The organism is Acidovorax sp. YS12, assembly GCA_021496925.1.
In the GTDB taxonomy this organism is placed as follows: Bacteria; Pseudomonadota; Gammaproteobacteria; order Burkholderiales; family Burkholderiaceae_C; genus Paenacidovorax.
The window spans coordinates 4,668,908-4,686,545 of record CP053915.1; the positions used below are offsets into that span (position 1 = coordinate 4,668,908).

Annotated in this window: 15 protein-coding genes; 4 read left to right on the plus strand and 11 right to left on the minus strand. The window is 69.6% G+C overall.

All coding sequences use genetic code 11. The annotated features are described in order from the left end of the window. Positions 1 to 15: 15 nt before the first annotated feature. Positions 16 to 1,095, minus strand: coding sequence for a patatin-like phospholipase family protein (locus YS110_20905; protein UJB67051.1), 1,080 nt, complete (start codon positions 1,093 to 1,095; stop codon positions 16 to 18). Between the two features lie 118 nt (positions 1,096 to 1,213). Between YS110_20905 and YS110_20910 the strand changes: the two genes are divergently transcribed. Further along, on the plus strand, positions 1,214 to 1,957 hold the full coding sequence (locus YS110_20910; protein ID UJB67547.1) for a class I SAM-dependent methyltransferase: 744 nt from the start codon (positions 1,214 to 1,216) through the stop codon (positions 1,955 to 1,957). Positions 1,958 to 2,026: 69 nt separating this feature from the next. Here the strand turns inward: YS110_20910 and YS110_20915 are convergent, their stop codons facing one another. Beyond that, positions 2,027 to 3,115: a tartrate dehydrogenase gene (locus YS110_20915; GenBank protein ID UJB67052.1), complete on the minus strand. Its 1,089-nt coding sequence runs from the start codon at positions 3,113 to 3,115 to the stop codon at positions 2,027 to 2,029. A gap of 139 nt (positions 3,116 to 3,254) precedes the next feature. On the opposite strand from YS110_20915, the gene YS110_20920 reads away from it, so the two are divergent. Continuing rightward, positions 3,255 to 4,184, plus strand: coding sequence for a DMT family transporter (locus tag YS110_20920; GenBank protein UJB67053.1), 930 nt, complete (start codon positions 3,255 to 3,257; stop codon positions 4,182 to 4,184). 135 nt (positions 4,185 to 4,319) lie between these two features. Beyond that, positions 4,320 to 7,532, plus strand: a complete 3,213-nt coding sequence (locus tag YS110_20925; protein ID UJB67054.1) for an EAL domain-containing protein — start codon at positions 4,320 to 4,322, stop codon at positions 7,530 to 7,532. Between the two features lie 63 nt (positions 7,533 to 7,595). Here the strand turns inward: YS110_20925 and YS110_20930 are convergent, their stop codons facing one another. Together YS110_20930 and YS110_20935 are read right to left on the minus strand one after the other, a co-directional pair. Then, complete coding sequence (locus YS110_20930; GenBank protein UJB67055.1) at positions 7,596 to 8,042, minus strand: GatB/YqeY domain-containing protein; 447 nt, start codon at positions 8,040 to 8,042, stop codon at positions 7,596 to 7,598. A gap of 79 nt (positions 8,043 to 8,121) precedes the next feature. Next, positions 8,122 to 8,334 (minus strand): 30S ribosomal protein S21, encoded by a 213-nt coding sequence (locus tag YS110_20935; protein UJB67056.1) that lies wholly within the window; start codon positions 8,332 to 8,334, stop codon positions 8,122 to 8,124. Positions 8,335 to 8,557: 223 nt separating this feature from the next. On the opposite strand from YS110_20935, the gene YS110_20940 reads away from it, so the two are divergent. Beyond that, positions 8,558 to 9,715, plus strand: coding sequence for a GGDEF domain-containing protein (locus tag YS110_20940; protein UJB67057.1), 1,158 nt, complete (start codon positions 8,558 to 8,560; stop codon positions 9,713 to 9,715). Here the strand turns inward: YS110_20940 and YS110_20945 are convergent. The 7 genes from YS110_20945 to YS110_20975 form a co-directional block, all read right to left on the minus strand. Then, complete coding sequence (locus YS110_20945; protein ID UJB67058.1) at positions 9,712 to 11,046, minus strand: NAD(P)/FAD-dependent oxidoreductase; 1,335 nt, start codon at positions 11,044 to 11,046, stop codon at positions 9,712 to 9,714. The genes YS110_20940 and YS110_20945 overlap by 4 nt on opposite strands. A 42-nt stretch (positions 11,047 to 11,088) precedes the next feature. Continuing rightward, a complete protein-coding gene (locus tag YS110_20950; GenBank protein ID UJB67059.1) occupies positions 11,089 to 12,273 on the minus strand; it encodes an ABC transporter substrate-binding protein in 1,185 nt (394 codons plus the stop codon). Positions 12,274 to 12,505: 232 nt separating this feature from the next. Continuing rightward, positions 12,506 to 13,339, minus strand: coding sequence for a uroporphyrinogen-III C-methyltransferase (cobA, locus tag YS110_20955; protein UJB67060.1), 834 nt, complete (start codon positions 13,337 to 13,339; stop codon positions 12,506 to 12,508). After that, positions 13,336 to 14,256, minus strand: coding sequence for a DNA-binding protein YbiB (gene ybiB, locus YS110_20960; protein UJB67061.1), 921 nt, complete (start codon positions 14,254 to 14,256; stop codon positions 13,336 to 13,338). Before ybiB ends, cobA begins: the two co-directional genes overlap by 4 nt. Positions 14,257 to 14,478: 222 nt before the next feature. After that, positions 14,479 to 15,282 carry an ABC transporter ATP-binding protein gene (locus YS110_20965; GenBank protein ID UJB67062.1) on the minus strand — a complete coding sequence of 268 codons (804 nt, stop codon included), beginning with the start codon at positions 15,280 to 15,282 and terminating at the stop codon, positions 14,479 to 14,481. Continuing rightward, positions 15,279 to 16,199, minus strand: coding sequence for a nitrate ABC transporter permease (ntrB, locus tag YS110_20970; protein ID UJB67063.1), 921 nt, complete (start codon positions 16,197 to 16,199; stop codon positions 15,279 to 15,281). Before ntrB ends, YS110_20965 begins: the two co-directional genes overlap by 4 nt. A gap of 13 nt (positions 16,200 to 16,212) precedes the next feature. Next, the gene (locus YS110_20975; protein ID UJB67064.1) at positions 16,213 to 17,460 is read right to left on the minus strand and encodes an ABC transporter substrate-binding protein; all 1,248 of its coding nucleotides are present in this window, start codon (positions 17,458 to 17,460) and stop codon (positions 16,213 to 16,215) included. Positions 17,461 to 17,638: the final 178 nt, after the last annotated feature.

The following is a 17,638-nucleotide window of genomic DNA, read 5'->3' on the forward strand; positions in this document are numbered from 1 at the left end:
CTTGGGGCGCCAGCGTCACGGCGCTGCGCAGGAGTCGTCCAGCCCGGCCATGCTGGCGAGCTTTTGCAGGCGCGAGCGGTTGTCCAGGCAGGCCTGGTGGCGCGCCTGGGCTTCCTGCTGGCGTGCCAGGGTGGCTTGCTGCTGGGCCTGCTGCGCCGCGTGCCGGGCGGCCTGCGCGCGCTCGGCCTGCAACTGCGCGATGCGCGCGCGGATCTGCGGCATCGCCGCCAGGGCGGCCTTCTCGCCCTCCACGATGGCCTGGGCGCGCTGGCTGAAGTCGGCCGGGCCGATGTCCAGCACCTGCGGGCGGATCACCACGTCGGCCCGCGCCAGCTCGGCCTGGCCGAGCTTCTGGCCCATGATGGCGATCGACTGGCCCAGCGCGCCCAGCAGGTGCCCGGGCGCCTGGCCCCGGGCCTTGTTGGAGATGTCCACGGCAATCACCACGTCGGCGCCGAGCTGGCGCGCGGCGTCCACCGGCACGGGGCTGACGATGCCGCCATCGACGAAATGGTGCTTGCCGATGGCCACCGGCTGGAACACCCCCGGCACGCTGCTCGACGCGCGCACCGCCTGGCCCGTGTTGCCGCGCGCGAACACCGTGCGCTCGCCGTCCTCCAGCCGCGTGGCCACGGCCACGAAAGGCCGGGGCAACTGCTCCAGGGGCTTGCGGCGCACCTGCTCGTTCACGTAGTCCTCCAGCTTCTGGCCTTGCACCAGCCCGCCGGAAGACAGCTGCAGGTCGCGGATCTTGGCTTCGTCCAGCGCCACGGCTTTTTCCTGCAGCTCGAAGGCATTCATGCCGCTGGCGTACAGCGCGCCCACCACGCTGCCCGCGCTGGTGCCCGCCACCACGGCGGGGACAAAGCCGTTGGCCTCCAGCATCTTGATGACGCCGATATGGGCGAACCCCTTGGCTGCGCCGCCGCCCAGGGCCACGCCCACCTTGACGGGCGCCGCCGCTGGCGTTGGCGTGGCGGCGGCGGGCCCGGCCTGCGCCGCCGGAGGCGGTGGTGCCGGCGGGTTGCTGCCGCAGGCGGCAAGGCCGAGAAGGCTGGAAAGCACCAGGGGGCGCAACGGGAAGGCCAGGCGCATGGCGTGAAGCTCTGCTGTCAGGGAAAGCGCCGCAGTGTATCGGCTGGGGGGCGGGCGGGGAGGGCGATGGTGTTATTGGATGTACAAAGCACGTTCCCAGAAGGAATCCGCGGCCATGATGGAAAAGAGAAACTGGTTCGACCAAGGCGGGCAGTCGTACGCGCAGTACCGGCCCGAGTACCCCGAGGCCCTGGCGGCGTTCCTCGCGGCGGCCGCGCCCGCCACCCGGCTGGCGGTGGACGTGGGCTGCGGCAATGGGCAACTGACCACGCTGCTGGCCCGGCACTTCGCGCAGGTGGCGGGCATCGACCCCAGCGCGGACCAGATCGCGCACGCCAGGGCCGCCTCCGGCGTGGCCTACGCCGTGGCGCCGGCCGAGAAGCTGCCCTTCGCCGACGGGGTGGCAAGCGCCATCACCGCGGCCCAGGCGGCGCACTGGTTCGACCTGCCCGCGTTCTACGCCGAGGTGCGGCGCGTTGCGCACCAGGGCGCCGTGGTGGCGCTCATCAGCTATGGCGTGCTGGCGTTGGAAGGCGCCCTGGGCGAGCGTTTCCAGCGTTTCTACGCGGAGGACATCGGCCCCTTCTGGCCGCCTGAGCGCAGGCTCGTGGACGCCGGCTACGCCGGCATGGACTTTCCCTTCGCGGAGCGCCCGGCACCGGCGCTCGCCATCGAACAGATGTGGAACCTGGGCCGGTTCCTGGGCTACGTCGCCACCTGGTCGGCAGTGAAGAACGCGCGCCAGGCGGGGAAGGAGGCGCTGCTGGCTGCCTTCGCGGACGAATGCGCCGCGCTGTGGGGCGATGCCGCCGAGCGGAAGCGGGTGACCTGGCCCCTCCACATGCGGCTGGGGTGGGTTTAAGCCAAAAAGCCTTTCAGCCCTTGTGTAGAAAGCGCTAACAGCTCCTGAAAAAAGAGCATTCGCGCCGCTTCACCCCTGGGCAATGCAGGCGGCGATGGCCTGGCCCACTTCGGTGGTGCTGGCCGTGCCGCCCAGGTCCGGCGTGCGCGGGCCGGTGCGCAGCACGGCCTCGACCGCTGCCACGATGGCATCGTGCGCCTGGCGGCCGGGGCCCTCGCCGTGGGTGAGGAAGTCCAGCATCAGCGCGCCCGACCAGACCATGGCGATAGGGTTGGCGATGTTGCGCCCGTAGATGTCGGGCGCCGAGCCGTGCACGGGCTCGAACAGGCTGGGGAAGGCACGCTCGGGGTTCAGGTTGGCCGAGGGCGCCAGGCCGATGGTGCCGGTGGTGGCCGGGCCCAGGTCCGAGAGGATGTCGCCGAACAGGTTGGTAGCCGCCACCACGTCGAAGCGGCCCGGCTGCAGCACGAAGCGCGCCGTGAGGATGTCGATGTGCTGCTTGTCCAGCGCCACATCCGGGTACTTTTGCGCCACCTCTTCGGCGCGCTGGTCCCACCAGGGCATGCTGATGGCGATGCCGTTGCTCTTGGTGGCCAGGGTCACGTGCCTGCGCGGGCGGCTCTGCGCCAAGTCGAAGGCGAACTTCAGCAGGCGCTCCGCGCCCTTGCGCGAGTAGACCGATTCCTGGATCACGATCTCGCGATCCGTGCCCTCGTACATGATGCCGCCCAGCGACGTGTACTCGCCCTCGGTGTTCTCGCGCACCACCACGTAGTCGATGTCGCCGGGCTGGCGGCCGGCCAGCGGGCAGGGCACGCCCTCGAACAGGCGCACGGGGCGCAGGTTGATGTACTGGTCGAACTCGCGGCGGAATTTGAGCAGCGAGCCCCACAGCGACACGTGGTCGGGCACGGTGGCGGGCCAGCCCACGGCGCCGAAGAAGATCGCGTCCATGCCCTGCAATTGCGCCTTCCAGTCGTCGGGCATCATTTTCCCGTGCTGTGCGTAGTAGTCGCAGTGGGCCCAGTCGAAGGCATGGAATTCGAGCGGCAGGCCGAAGCGCCGGGCGGCGGCCTGCACGGCGCGCAGGCCTTCGGGCATGACTTCGCGGCCGATGCCGTCTCCGGCGATCACGGCGATCTGGTAGGTGCGGGGCATGGGGCTCCTGGGTGGGCAAAGGAGGCGATTCTTCAGGAGAACGCCGCGCGCGGCAATCCGCCCCGTGTCGGCCCGGCGTCATGCGGCGGCCCGCGGACGGCCCCACAATGCGCGCTTTCATCGACGAAGCCGATACGCCATGGATACCCGCAATGCCCTCGATACCCGCGCCGTGGGCCTGATGGTGGTGCTGTGCCTCATCTGGAGCGCGCAGCAGATCGCCCTCAAGGCCACCGCGCAGGACTGCGCGCCGCTGCTGCAGATCGCGGTGCGCTCGGGCGTGGCCGCGTTGCTGGTGGGGCTGTGGATGGCCTGGCGGCGCGAGCGCCTGACGCTGGCCCACGGCGTGTGGCAGCCGGGCGTGGCGGCGGGGGCGCTGTTCGCGCTGGAGTTTTTGCTGGCGGGCGAGGGGCTGCGCTACACCTCGGCGGCGCACATGGTGGTGTTCCTCTACACCGCGCCCATCTTCGCCGCGCTGGGGCTGCACTGGCGGCTGCCGGCGGAGCGGCTGGCGCCGCTGCAGTGGGCGGGCATCGCGCTGGCCTTCGCGGGCATCGTGGTGGCGTTCTTCCTGCGCGGCACCCAGGGCGCGGGGCCGGACTGGCAGCGCATGCTGTGGGGCGACCTGCTCGGGTTGCTGGCCGGGGCGGCGTGGGGCGCCACCACGGTGCTGATCCGCGTCACGCGGCTGAGCAGCCTGCCGGCGTCGCAAACCCTGCTGTACCAGTTGGTGGTGGGCTTTGCGCTGCTGCTGCCGCTGGCCTGGGGCGCGGGGCATGTCGGCGCCTTCCGTGGCACGCAGGCGGTGTGGGCCAGCCTGGCGTTCCAGTCGGTGGTGGTGTCGTTCGCCAGCTTCCTGCTGTGGTTCTGGCTGCTGCGCACCTACCTGGCCTCGCGGCTGGGGGTGTTCTCGTTCCTTACGCCGCTGCTTGGCGTGGCGCTGGGGGCGTGGCTGCTGGACGAGCCCATCGCGCCGGGCTTCCTGGCCGGGGCGGTGCTGGTGCTGGCGGGCGTGGTGCTGGTCAGCAGCCACGGCTGGCTGGTGCAGCGCTGGGGGTCGGCCCGATAGGGAGCGCTTGCGGTCATTGGCAAGCGTGCCGTGGCGCTGGTTTGCGGGCGCCCTGGTTTGGTGCGTGTGGCGTAGAACTTGCTAGCGATTGTCGTATTGACAACCAAGAGGCATCCGCCGCGATGCCGCACCGCCATGGCATTCATGCATCGTGTTTCCGGCTGGCTGGGCCGGCTCAGCGTGGGGCGCAAGCTCATGCTGATCTATCTGCTCGACCTCACCGCAGTGATCTATGTGTCGGGCATTCTGATCCATGAGAAGTACCTGGCGATCAACTTTGCCCGCAAGGAAATGGTGGGAACCGAGTATGTAGAGGTGGTGCGCGATGGCCTGCTGGGGGCGTTTGCGCCGCAGGCACCGGCCGTTTCCGCGCGGCCGCTGCTTGCGCGGCTGGAGGCGGTGCGGGCCGAGCACGACGCGGTATTGAGCAGCGCTTCCATGAGCGAACCCTTCCAGGCCACGCTGGCCGCGCTGGGCGATGCGCCTGCCGGTGCCGGGGGGCAGCAACAGCTGCTGCGTGAGGGGCGGGAGCTGCTGACGACGGTGGGCAACCAATCCAACCTGATCCTTGATCCTGACCTGGACAGCTACTACGTCATGTCGCTGATGATCTTGCGCTACCCCGAGCTGTTGCAGGTGCTGCACGAAACCCAGCAGTTCCTGCGCAGTGGCGCGCACGCCCAGGGGCCCGGCGGCCCGGCGCAGTTGTTGACGCTGGTGGGACGCATGGATGCTGCGCTGCAGGGTATCGAGTCGGATCACGGCCAAGCGTTCATCGCTGGCAATGCGGCGCTGCGGGAGGCCCTGGGCACGCAGCGCGAGGCCTTGCGCGCCAGTATCACGGAGCTGTTGCGCCAGTTGCAGGCCATCGCAGCGGGCGGTGCGCCAACGGATCTGGCGGCCGTGGGACTGCGCAGCGAGCAGGTGCTGGTGGCGCTGCGCGATGCCTGGAATGTGGCCACGGTGCAGATGCACCGCCTGCTGGACAACCGGGTGGACGTGCAGTTCCACCGCATGTGGCTGCATATGGGCACGGCGATGCTGTTGCTCGGCTGCATCTTGAGCCTGGTGACGCTGGTGGCGCGGCAGATTGCCAAGCCACTGCAGCAATTGGCCCGGGTGGCGGACGAGGCGCGGCGCAGCGGCGACCATCGCTTGCGCGCGGTCTGGAGCAGCCGCGACGAGATCGGCCGCCTGGTGACGGCGTTCAATGAAATGCTGGCCCAGCTCGACCGCGAACGCCTGCAGCAGCAGGAACTGGCGGCCAGCGCCCGGGCCGCTCAGGCGCAGCGCGAACTGGTGGAGGCGCTGCCTATTCCCATGGTGGTGACTTCGATTCCAGAACACGAGGTGCTGCATGCCAATGCGCCGGCGCGCCCGTGGCTCAACGGCGTGGCGCGCGACCCATGGCGGCAGGGGCTGGAGCCTGGCGTGCGGGCGCGCTTTTTCCAGCGCCTGGCGGACCACGATGTGGTGGACGAGTTCGAGGTGCGCTGGAAAGGCGGCGGCGAGCCGCTGTGGGCGGTGCTGTCGGCGCGGCGGCTGCGCTTTCAGGGGCGCGATGCGATGCTTACGGCCTTCACGCCGATCAATGTGCTCAAGGTGATGGAGCGGCGGCTGGAGCTGTGGGCCAAGGTGTTCGAGGCCTCTTCCGAGGGCATTATCATCATGGGGCCGGATCTGCACATCATCAGCGTGAACAAGGCGTTTTGCCGCAGCACGCACTACGACTTCTATGAATTGCTGGGCGAGAGGCTGGCGCTGCTGCTGGACGAGGACGGCGGCGATGCCCCGCTGTGCGAGCGCATCTGGGACACCATGCGCGAGCGCGAGTCCTGGCAGGGCGAGGTGCGCTTTCGCCGCCGCTCGGGAGAGACCTACCCGGCGTGGCTCATGGTGTCCGCCGTACGTGAAGGCGGCAAGGGGGGCGCTGTGGCCAACCACATTGGCATTGCCATTGACATTACGGACCGCAAACTCAACGAGGAACGCATCCGTTTTCTGGCCCACCATGATGTGTTGACCGAACTGCCCAACCGTTCGCTGTGCGAGCAGCGTTTGCAGGCGGCGCTGGCCCAGGCCCGGGCTGCCAGCGGGCGGGTGGCGGTGCTGTTCATCGATCTGGACCGCTTCAAGAGCATCAACGACACGCTGGGCCACCATATTGGCGATGGGCTGTTGCGCTCGGTGGCAGCACGGCTGACGCAATCCGTGCGTGGCCAGGACACGGTGAGCCGGCTGGGCGGTGATGAGTTCGTGGTGGTGATGCAGGGCGTGGCGGGGCGTGAGGACGTGCAGCAACTGGTGGAGCAGCGCCTGATCCCGCTGATCCGCCAGGCGCATCTGGTGGAGGGGCATGAGTTGCATGTGTCGTGCAGCGTGGGCATGGCCCTGTATCCCGAGGATGGGCAGGAACTGGAGGAGTTGATGCGCCGCGCCGACGCTGCCATGTACGAAGCCAAGACCACCGGGCGCGATATGGCTTGCTTCTATTCCGCGCAGACCGACCAGCGCGCCCTGGCGCGCCAGAGCCTGGAGCAGTACCTGCGCCGCGCGCTGGAGCGCAATGAATTCTCGCTGCACTACCAGCCGCGGGTGCGGGCGCAAAACGGGCAGCTGGTGGGGCTGGAGGCCCTGCTGCGCTGGACGCATCCCACGCTCGGCATGGTGCCGCCGTCGGAGTTCATTCATATCGCGGAAGAGGCCGGGCTGATCCGTGGCATCGGCGCCTGGGTACTCCAGGAGGCCTGTGCGCAGTGGATGCGCTGGCGCCAGGATACCGGCGCCGGGGCGCAGGCCCTGGGGCGTACGGTCATGTCGGTCAACCTCTCGGCCGCGCAACTGGCGGATCCGCAACTGGTGCCCGACGTTCAGGCCGTACTCAAGCGCCTGGGCATGCCGGCGTCAGCCCTGGAGCTGGAGATCACGGAGTCGCAGCTCATGGACAACGCCCACGCGGCACAGCAGCAACTGGCGGCACTCAAGGCGCTGGGGGTGCATCTGTCGATCGACGACTTTGGCACCGGCTATTCCAGCCTGGCCTACCTCAAGCGCTTCGACATCGACAAGCTCAAGATCGACCGTTCCTTCGTGCGCGAACTGCTCACCAATCCGGCGGACATGGCCATCACGCGCGCCATCATCGCGCTTGGGGCATCAATGGGGCTGAAACTGGTGGCCGAGGGCGTGGAAGACGTTGCCACGGGCCGGGTGCTGACAGCCCTGGGATGCGATGAACTGCAGGGCTTCCATTTCAGCCGCCCTTTGCCGGTGCCGGCACTGGAGCGCTGGGCGGCAGGGGGCGCTTTGCCCGATCCGCGCGCCCATGCGGAGTCTGCGGCAGGCTAAAAAAGCCTCCAGCGCTTATGGGGCAAGCGCTGGAAGCTATGGGTTTGATAGCGGCGCGAAAGCTCAGCCCGCCAGCGCTGCCTTCACGGCGGCCGAGACCTGGCCCATGTCGGCCTTGCCCGCCAGGCGGGCCTTGACCACGCCCATGACCTTGCCCATGTCGCCGGGGCCGGCGGCGCCTACTTCGGCCACGATGGCTTTCACGGCGTCGAGGATCTCGGCCTCGGACATGCGCGCGGGCAGGTAGGCCTGCAGCACGGCCAGTTCGGCCTTTTCCTTGTCGGCCAGGTCCTGGCGGCCCGCGCCCTCGAAGGCGGTGATGCTGTCCTTGCGCTGCTTGATGAGCTTGTCCACGATGGCGACGATGGCCGCGTCGTCCAGCGTGATGCGTTCATCGACTTCCTTTTGCTTCATGGCCGCCTGCAGCAGGCGGATGGTGCCCAGGCGCTCGCTGTCCTTGGCGCGCATGGCGGTCTTCATGTCTTCGGTGATCTGGTCCTTGAGTCCCATGTCGTTCTCTCCATGTCGAAAAACAAAAAACCCGCGCTTGGCGTCCCTAGCGCGGGTTTTCGAGAAGGCTGTGCGCTGATCAGTACAGCTTCTTGGGCAGCTGCATGCTGCGCACGCGCTTGTAGTGGCGCTTGACGGCGGCAGCCTTCTTGCGCTTGCGCTCGGCAGTGGGCTTCTCGTAGAACTCGCGGGCGCGCAGGTCGGTCAGCAGGCCCAGCTTCTCGATGGTGCGCTTGAAGCGGCGCAGGGCCACGTCAAAGGGTTCGTTCTCTTTTACACGGATGGTGGTCATTGGCGATTGTGTTCCAAAGTGTGCCTGCAGAGGGTTTCCGGGAAGATCGGGCCCGAGAGCCATGCCAGGCGGTTGTCCCCGTCTTTAACTAGTATTTGGCCGACGGGGCATGCCAGCAAAACCGAAGATTATATCTCGCGCCTGCCAAATATCAAGCACGCTTATGCGCATGCTTACAAAGCGGCGGATTTGCGATACTGCGGCGCCTATGACCATCTACGCCATGGACCCACGCACCACGGTGCTGATCGGCAGCATCACGAGCGGCCTGATGGCCATCGTGCTGACCCTGCTGGCGCGCGCCACGCCGCTGCCCGTGCCGGGACTGCGCACCTGGGTTGCGGGCGCGTGGCTGGTGTTCCTGGCACTGCTGTTGCTGGGCCTGCGTGACTGGATCTCGCCGCTGGCCTCGGTCACGCTGGGCAACAGCGCCCTGGTGCTGGCGTACATCGTGTGGCTGGCTGGAACGCACCGGCACTTCGGCGAGCGCATGCGCTGGAAATCCTGGCTGGCCGCCGGGGCGCTGGCCATCGCCGCGGCGACCTGGTTCGTCTATGGCGAGGAGAGCTTTCGCCTGCGGGTGGTCATCGTCGCCGGGTTGTGCGCGTTCATCAGCGCCTACCACGCCGTCGTCCTGCTGCGCCATCCGCAGGCCGACCGCTTCGCCAAGTCGCTCGGCATCACGCTGACCACGTCCTGGCTCGCGGCCCTGGCCCTGGTCTACGGCACGCGGGCGCTGCACGCCGCCGCCTTGCCCCAGGGCGACAGCGGCCTGCTGACCCAGGACGTGATCCAGATCATCTACACCGGCAGCTTCACCATCTGCAACCTGATGCTCGTCATCGGCTTCGCCACCATGGCCTCGGACTACGTGCGCACCTGGATCGAGAACCAGGCGATCCGCGATCCGCTGACCGGCACGCTCAACCGCAAGGCACTGATGGAGTGCCTGGAGTGCGAGCACGCGCGCAGCGCCCGCACTGGCCAGACCTTCAGCGTGGCCATGCTGGACGTGGACCACTTCAAGCGCATCAATGACGGGCACGGCCACCTCGTGGGCGACCGGGTGCTCGTGCACCTGTGCCGCCGCCTGGAGAACCTGGTGCGGCCCTACGACGTCGTGGCCCGCTTCGGTGGGGAAGAATTCGTCATCGTGATGCCGCAGACGCCGCTGCACGTGGCCTTGCAGGCGGTGCGGCGCATCCTGGACGAAGCGGCCAACGTCGATGGCACTTCCCTGCCCTCCTTCACGGTCAGCGCGGGGCTGACCGAATGGTTCGCCGGCGATGGCCCGATCGACGCCATGATCGCGCGTGCCGACGCCGCGCTCTACGCCGCCAAGGCCAATGGGCGCAACCGCGTGGAGATCGTGGCCGTCTAGCCGGGCAGCGCCTGCGCGCAGGCGTGGGCGCTGGCCCAGGCCCACTGGAAGTTGTAGCCGCCCAGCCAGCCGGTGATGTCCACCACCTCGCCGATGCAGTACAGGCCGGGCTGTGCCTTGGCCTCCATGGTCTGCTGCGAGAGCGCGCGCGTGTCCACGCCGCCCAGCGTCACCTCGGCTTTCCTGTAGCCCTCGGTGCCCGTGGGCACCAGCTCCCAGCGCGCCAGGCGCGCGGCCAGCAGGTGCAGTGCCTTGTCGCTGGCCTCGTTGATGGGGCGCTGCCACTGCGCATCCTGCGCGGCCCAGGCGTCGGCCAGGCGGCCGGGCACGAGGGCGGCGAGTTCGTTGGCGATCCGCTTGCGCGAGCGCGCCTTGGCCTGCAGCAGCGCGGCGGGCAGGTCCACGCCCGGCGCCAGGTCGATGGACAGCGGCTGGCCCGGCTGCCAGTAGCTCGAAATCTGCAGCACGGCGGGGCCGGACAGGCCCCGGTGGGTGAACAGCAGGTCCTCGTGGAAGGCCGTGCGCTCCTTCCTTTTGCCGCCGGGCCGCCCCAAGGCAAAAGCGGCCCCCTCGGGGGGCAGCGACCCGCGCAGCGGCGGAGCGTGGGGGCCTTCATGGTGGCCTGTGCTGATTTCGACTGGCAGCGCCAGGCCCGCCAGTTGCGCGTAGGGGGCCCAGGCGTCGCCGTTGAAGGTCAGCGGCACCAGGCCCGGGCGCTGCGCCACCAGCGGCAGGCCGAACTGGCGCGCCAGCCGGTAGCCCAGGTCGCTCGCGCCGATCTTCGGGATTGACAGCCCGCCCGTGGCGATGACCAGGCTGCGCGCCGCGACCGGGCCGCGATCGGTATCGATTTGATAGCTGCCAGCGCTTTCCCTGTATGGGCTGGAGGCCGAGAACACCACATTTTTCACGCTGCACGGCTGCCAGTGCTGCACGCGCCCGGCGGCGCATTCGGCCAGCAGCATGGCGATGATGTCCTCGGCCGAGCGGTCGCAAAACAGCTGGCCCTTGTGCTTTTCGTGGTGGCCGATGCCGTGTTTGTCCACCAGCGCGATGAAGTCCTGCGGCGTGAAGCGCGAGAGCGCCGAGCGCGCGAACTGCGGGTTCTGGCCCACGTAGTGCCGGTGGGGGGCGCGCACGTCCAGGTCGCGGTTGGTGAAGTTGCAGCGCCCGCCGCCGGAGATGCGGATCTTCTCGGCCACCTGCGTGGCGTGGTCGATCAGCAGCACCCGCAGCCCGCGTTGGCCCGCCTGGGCGGCACAGAACAGGCCGGCGGCGCCGGCACCGATGACGACGGCGTCGAAGAAGGGGAGGGAAGACACGGGCGGCATTGTCGTTGATGCCGCCACGGCGCTGGGCGCGGCCCTGCGGCGCTAGCGCATGTAGTTGCCGTTCGGGCCGATCACCGCAATGTCCACGTAATTGGAGCCGTTGTGGTTCTGCGCGCTGAAGCGGTAGGCGTGGCCGCCCAGGTCGAGCCGGTTCAGCCCCTCCATGGCCTGCACCAGGCCCGGGCCGGTCACGCCGGGGCCGGCGGCGCGCAGGCCCTCCAGCAGCACGCGCGCGTCGAGGTAGCCGATGAAATGGTCGTAGTTCACCTCCAGGCCGTGCTGCTTCATCGCGGCCTGGAAGTCGCGCGTGACCTGCATGGTGGCGCGCAGCGGCGAAGGCGTGGTGCGCGCCACGGCCAGGCCGCGCGCGTCGCTGCCCAGGGCCTTGAGCACCTGCGTGCCTGCGCCCAGCGACAGCGTGTACAGCGGCACGCCCAGGTGCGCGCGGTGGGCGCGCACGTAGGCCACCACGGACGGCCCGGCGGCGACCATCAGCATGGCGTGGGGCTGCAGCGCGGCCAGGGCCTTGGCGGCTTCCCCGGCGTCCTTGCCGCTGCTGTCGAGGGCGTGCGTGCCCACCAGGGTCGCGCCCTCGGCGGCGATGGCCTGCTCGGCCAGCGGCAGGGCGAGCTTGCCGAAGTCGTTGTTCTCGTAGGCGATGCCGATGCGCGTGCTCTGGATCGACACCAGGTTGCGCACCACCTTGGCCAGTTCGTCGGCGTAGCTGGCGTTGGTGGTGAACAGCCAGGGGCTGCGCGCGGCGCGCAGCGCAGGGCTGCCGGTGTAGACGGCGATCAGCGGCGTCCTGGCCTGCGGCAGGTAGGGCAGCAGCGCCAGCACCTGCGAGGTGCCGGCCTGGCCGAACAGCGCCACCACGCCTTCGTCCTCCACCAGCTTGTGGGCGTTTGCCAGCGCGCGCTGGGGCTCGAAGCCGTCGTCCAATGTCACCAGCCGCACCTTGCGCCCGGCCACGCCGCCGGCGGCGTTGAAATCGGCGATGGCGGCGTCCTGCCCGGTATGGATGGGGTCCAGGAACGGCGCCATGGGGCCGGACAGCGCCGACGAACGCCCCACCAGGATGTCGCCCTGCGCGGACGCGCCGCGCGCCTGGGCGCTGGCGAGCACGGGTGCGGCCAGCGCCGCGGCGCCCGCGGCGATGCGGTGCAGGGTGTGGCGGCGGCCGGTGTCGGGCGCGCCGGTGCGGTGGCGGACGGGGGTGGGGTGCATGCGGGTCTTTCCTGGGCAGACGGAGGAAGGCGCATCCGGGGGACTTGTACCGTGCCGCCCTGGGATGCGCGCCGCATTGTTCCCAGGTCCCGACGCGGGCGGCCCCTGGGGTTTCCCCAAAGAATTGTCCCCGGGGCGACAGTTTTTTCATCGCCGGGCCGCCCCAAGATGCAAAAGCGCCCCCTCGGGGGGCAGCGAACTACGCGAAGCGAGGCAGCGTGGGGGCCATGTTTCAGTTCTGCAGCGCCTGCACGCCGCGCACCACGTCGCCGACGACGATGACCGAGGGGCTGCCCAGCCCTTCGCGCGCGATGGTGGCGTGCAGCTGCTCCAGCGTGGTCACCGCATGCCGCTGGTGCGGCAGGCTGACGTGCTGGACCACGGCCACGGGCGTGCCGCCGGGCAGGCCGTGCAGCAGCTCCTGCTGGATGTGCGCGCTGCCCGCCATGCCCATGTAGATGACCAGGGTGAGGCGCAGGTCGCGCGCTGTGGCTGCCAGCAGGCGCCAGTCGGTGTCCGGGCCGCCGGTCTTGCCGTGCCCGGTGATGAACACCACCCCCTGGGCGTGCGCGCGGTGCGTCAGCGGCGCGCCGAGCAGCGCCATGCCGGCCATCGCGGCGGTGATGCCGCTGACCACCTCCACGGCCACGCCGGCGGCGCGCAGGTGCTCCACCTCCTCGCCGCCGCGGCCGAAGATGAACGGGTCGCCGCCCTTGAGGCGCACCACGTGCTCGCCCGCGCGCACGGCGTCGAGCATGAGCTGCTCGATCAGCGCCTGCGGCGTGCTCTTGCAGCCGCCGCGCTTGCCCACGTGGACGATGCGCGCGCCGGGCGGCGCCAGCGCCACGATGGCCTCGCTCACCAGGTCGTCCACCAGCACCATGGTGGCCGCCTGCAGCGCCTTCAGCGCCTTCAGCGTGAGCAGCTCGGGGTCGCCCGGGCCGGCGCCCACGAGGGTGCAGCGCCCTGGCGGCGTGGCGGGCGTGGACGGGGCGCTCGCTGGTGTACCTTCGCCCTCTCGGGCTGCGCTGCGAGCTTGCTTAGGGCGGCCCGGCGCGGCGCTCATGCGCCGCCCGCCTCGATCCGCCGCGCCAGGTGCGCGATGTGGCCCACCTGCCGCGCCAGCGCCTCGGGCACGGGCAGCTCGCCCGCGAGCACGGCGCGGGTGTAGCGCGCCGTGCTGTCCACGTCGATGGCCTCGGGCAGGCCCGGCACCTCGGCGGCCGTGCCGCCCTGCTGCTCGGCCAGGACGTGGTGCACGCCCGCCAGCACGCCGTCGTAGCGCGGCTGGCGGCGCGGGTCGGCGGCGGGCTCGCCCTCCAGCCCGCGCGAGAGCAGGGCGTGCATGCCCAGGGCCGACAGGGTGCCGGTCATGGTCTGGATGTATTCGGGGTGGGTGTAGCTCGACACCAGCAGTGCCGGGCCGTCGCAGGGCGCCAGCAGCTTGACCAGACTGTGCCCCGGCGTGCGCAGTCCGATGGCCTCGCGCACTGCCAGCAGCCGCGCCAGGCCCGGGTGCAGGCGCGCCGTGGCGATGTGCGCGACCGTGCCGTCCGCCATGGCTTCAGGCGCGGCGAGCGCGGGAATGCCCAGCGCCTGCAGCACATCCGGCGCCAGCACGCGGCGCGCCTCGGTGCGCATGCCGTGCAGCAGCACGGGCAGGCCCTCGCGCGCCACCAGCAGGGCCAGCAGCGGCGTGAGCACCGGCAGCTTGCGCGCGCCGTTGTAGCTGGGCAGCACGACCAGCGGGCGCCGCGTGGCGGGAAAGCGCGCCACGCGCGCCAGGGCGGCGTCGAGGAAGCCGCTCATTTCCTCCACTGTCTCGCCCTTGATGCGCATGGCCACGCAGAAGGCGCCGGTTTCGAGGTCCCCGGCCTGGCCGTCGAGGACCTGGCCGAGCAGGTCGGCGGCCTGGGCGCGCTCCAGCGCCTTGGCGCCGCGCGTGCCCCGGCCGATTTCTTTGATGTAGTGGCTGATGCCCATGGTGGTGGCTGTGTTTCTACGTGGGTGCCGGATTCTGCGGCAAAGCGCGATAGCCATGGGCCATAAGCCCACTCATCCATGGCGCCACGGCCATGAAACCGGCGCGGCCCATGCGCGGGCCACCGCGCAAGGGCCGCCCCGCCGCGCTGGTGGCGTCCCCCTCCCGGAGCGCGTAGCGCGTAGAGAGAGGGGGAAGGCGCCGAAGGCGACTCAGGGGGGGGTTCAAGCCTTTTCCACATGCCCCTGCCGGGTGTAGAGGAAGTCGATCACCGCCTTGCGGCAGTGCGCGTAGCGCGCGTCCTCGGCCAGCGCCAGGCGCTCGCGCGGGCGCGGCAGATCGACGTGCAGCACCTCGCCGATGGTGGCGCCGGGGCCGTTGGTCAGCATCACGATCTTGTCGGACAGCAGCACGGCCTCGTCCACGTCGTGCGTCACCATGACCACGGTGCTGCGCGTGCGCGCCACGATGTCGAGCAGTTCGTCCTGCAGCTTGGCGCGCGTCAGCGCGTCGAGCGCGCCGAACGGTTCGTCCATCAGCAGCACCTGCGGCTCCATCGACAGCGCGCGCGCGATGCCCACGCGCTGCTTCATGCCGCCGGAGATTTCGCCGGGGCGCTTGTGCGCGGCGTGCGCCAGGCCCACCAGGGCCAGCGCGGCTTCGGTGCGCTGGCGCAGCTGCGCCTTGCTCTCCCTGGCGCCAAAGACGCGCTCCACGGCCAGGTGAATGTTGCCCTCGCACGTGAGCCAGGGCAGCAGCGAATGGTTCTGGAACACCACGGCGCGCTCCGGCCCCGGGCCCTTGATCTCCTTGTTGGCGCACAGCAGCACGCCGCTGGTGGGCGCCGCGAGGCCCGCGATCAGGTTCAGCAGCGTGCTCTTGCCGCAGCCCGAGTGGCCTATGAGCGCCACGAACTCGCCCTGGGCGATGCCTAGGTCGATGTCCTTGAGCGCGGGGAACGCGCCCTTGGCCGTCTTGAAGGTCTGCGCGACGCCCTGGATGTCGATGAACTTGGCGGGGTTGCTCATGATTTCACCTCTTCGTACGTGAAGGCCGAGGCCAGTTGGACCAGCGCCAGTTCGAGCAGCAGCCCGACGCCGCCGATGACGAAGATGGCGATGAGGATGTTGCGCACGTTCAGGTTGTTCCACTCGTCCCACACCCAGAAGCCGATGCCTACGCCGCCGGTGAGCATCTCGGCCGCCACGATCACCAGCCAGGCCGTGCCCACGGCCAGGCGCACGCCGGTCAGCAGGTAGGGAAGCACGGCGGGAAAGAGGATGGTGGTGGCGATCTTCCATTCGGAAAGATTCAGCACGCGCGCCACGTTCATGTAGTCCTGCGGCACGCGCTGCACGCCCACGGCGGTGTTGATGACCATGGGCCAGATGGAGCAGATGAAGATGGTCCAGATGGCCGCCGGGTTGGCGCCCTTGAACACCAGCAGCCCGATGGGCAGCCACGCCAGCGGCGACACCGGCCGCAGCAGGCTGATGATGGGGTTGCACATGCGCGAGAGGAAGGCGAAGCGCCCGATGAGAAAGCCCGCCGGTATGCCCACCGCCGCCGCCAGCCCGAAGCCGATGGCCACGCGCTGCAGGCTGGCCAGCACGTTCCAGCCCACGCCCTGGTCGTTGGGGCCGTTGCGGTAGAACGGGTCGCTGAACACCTCCACCGCCTGCGCCCAGGTCTGCAGCGGGCCGGGAATGCTCTGGCCCGTGGTGGACGCCACCAGCGCCCAGACCCCCAGCAGCAGCCCCAGGCCGCAGGCGGGCGGCAGCACGGCGAGCCAGAAGGCGCGCGAGGCCGCGGCCCAGTCGCGTGGCGGTTTTTGTGACTGTTTTTGGCCTCCAGCGCTTTCCTGGAAAGCGCTGGCAGCTACTTTTTTCATAGTATCCGGGGGCGTCGCGGATTCGCGCGGGGAGTGAAAGACTGCGCTGACCATGGTGCGTTCTCCTTCAGGCCTTGATCTTGAAACCGTCGGCGTACTGGGCGGGGTTGCTGCCGTCCCACGCCACGCCATCCACCAGCTTGTGGCTGCGCATGTCGCTCCTGGGCAGCGGCACCTTGGCGGCCGCCGCCGCCTGCTTGTACAGGTCGATGCGGTTCACCGCCCTGGCCACGCCCAGGTAGTCGGGGTGGTCCTTGAGCAGGCCCCAGCGCTTGTGCTGGGTGAGGAACCACATGCCGTCCGACAGGTAGGGGAAGTTGGCCGCGCCGCCGTTGTGGAACTTCATGGGGTGCGGGTCGTCCCAGCGCCTGCCCATGCCGTCCTCATAGCGGCCCAGGATGCGCTGGTTGATGGCATCCACGCTGGTGTTCACGTAGGCCTTGCTGGCGATGGTCTCGGCCATCCTGGCCTTGTTCGCCAGGCTGTCGTCGATCCAGCGGCCCGCCTCCAGGATGGCGGCCGTCACGGCGCGCGCCGTGTTCGGGTACTTCTGCACGAACTCCGCCGTGGTGCCCAGCACCTTCTCGGGGTGGTCCTGCCAGATGGCCTGCGTGGTGCTGGCCGTCACGCCGATGCCGTCCAGGATGGCGCGCTGGTTCCATGGCTCGCCCACGCAGAAGCCGTCCATGTTGCCCACGCGCATGTTCGCCACCATCTGCGGCGGCGGCACGGTGATGACCTTGGCGTCCTTCAGCGGGTGGATGCCGTGCGCCGCCAGCCAGTAGTACAGCCACATGGCGTGCGTGCCCGTGGGAAAGGTCTGCGCGAAGGTGTATTCGCGCTTCTCGGCGGCCATCAGCCTGGCCAGGCCCGCGCCGTCCTTGGCGCCCTTGTCGGCCAGCTTCTTCGACAGCGTGATGGCCTGGCCGTTGTGGTTCAGGCCCATGAGCACCGCCATGTCCTTCTTCGGGCCGGAGACGCCCAGGTGCACGCCATACACCAGGCCGTAGAGCACGTGGGCGAAGTCCAGCTCGCCATTCACCAGCTTGTCGCGCACGCCGGCCCAGCTCGCCTCCTTGGTGGGGGTGATCTTCACGCCGTACTTCTGGTCGATGCCCAGCACCGAGGCCATGACCACGCTGGCGCAGTCGGTCAGCGGGATGAAGCCGATCTTCACCTCCTTCTTCTCGGGCGCGTCCGAGCCCGCGGCCCACGCGCCGTGGTGGCCCAGGCTGGCATAGACGAAGGCCCCGCCAGCGGCGAGAAAGCCGCGGCGCGATGCCTGGGCGGTGTGGGGGGTATCGGGGGTGGCCATGTGAAACTCCTTCAGGTCGGAACGTCGGAAATCGGCGAACCCCAAAAACGAAACGGCGCCCATCGCCCACCCGCCCTGCGGGCCTGGTGGGAAATGGACGCCGTTGTCCGTAGTCAGGGCCCAGGGGCTCTGTATCGACAGCCCGGCCCTCGTTGGCCTGGCTGCCTTGCGGGGTATT

Bases quoted from the DNA above. Each gene is read 5' to 3' on its own strand.
- YS110_20905 (UJB67051.1), bottom strand. From the start codon at position 1,095: ATGCGCCTGGCCTTCCCGTTGCGCCCCCTGGTGCTTTCCAGCCTTCTC.
- YS110_20910 (UJB67547.1), top strand. From the start codon at position 1,214: ATGGAAAAGAGAAACTGGTTCGACCAAGGCGGGCAGTCGTACGCGCAG.
- YS110_20915 (UJB67052.1), bottom strand. From the start codon at position 3,115: ATGCCCCGCACCTACCAGATCGCCGTGATCGCCGGAGACGGCATCGGC.
- YS110_20920 (UJB67053.1), top strand. From the start codon at position 3,255: ATGGATACCCGCAATGCCCTCGATACCCGCGCCGTGGGCCTGATGGTG.
- YS110_20925 (UJB67054.1), top strand. From the start codon at position 4,320: ATGGCATTCATGCATCGTGTTTCCGGCTGGCTGGGCCGGCTCAGCGTG.
- YS110_20930 (UJB67055.1), bottom strand. From the start codon at position 8,042: ATGGGACTCAAGGACCAGATCACCGAAGACATGAAGACCGCCATGCGC.
- YS110_20935 (UJB67056.1), bottom strand. From the start codon at position 8,334: ATGACCACCATCCGTGTAAAAGAGAACGAACCCTTTGACGTGGCCCTG.
- YS110_20940 (UJB67057.1), top strand. From the start codon at position 8,558: ATGGACCCACGCACCACGGTGCTGATCGGCAGCATCACGAGCGGCCTG.
- YS110_20945 (UJB67058.1), bottom strand. From the start codon at position 11,046: ATGCCGCCCGTGTCTTCCCTCCCCTTCTTCGACGCCGTCGTCATCGGT.
- YS110_20950 (UJB67059.1), bottom strand. From the start codon at position 12,273: ATGCACCCCACCCCCGTCCGCCACCGCACCGGCGCGCCCGACACCGGC.
- cobA (UJB67060.1), bottom strand. From the start codon at position 13,339: ATGAGCGCCGCGCCGGGCCGCCCTAAGCAAGCTCGCAGCGCAGCCCGA.
- ybiB (UJB67061.1), bottom strand. From the start codon at position 14,256: ATGGGCATCAGCCACTACATCAAAGAAATCGGCCGGGGCACGCGCGGC.
- YS110_20965 (UJB67062.1), bottom strand. From the start codon at position 15,282: ATGAGCAACCCCGCCAAGTTCATCGACATCCAGGGCGTCGCGCAGACC.
- ntrB (UJB67063.1), bottom strand. From the start codon at position 16,199: ATGGTCAGCGCAGTCTTTCACTCCCCGCGCGAATCCGCGACGCCCCCG.
- YS110_20975 (UJB67064.1), bottom strand. From the start codon at position 17,460: ATGGCCACCCCCGATACCCCCCACACCGCCCAGGCATCGCGCCGCGGC.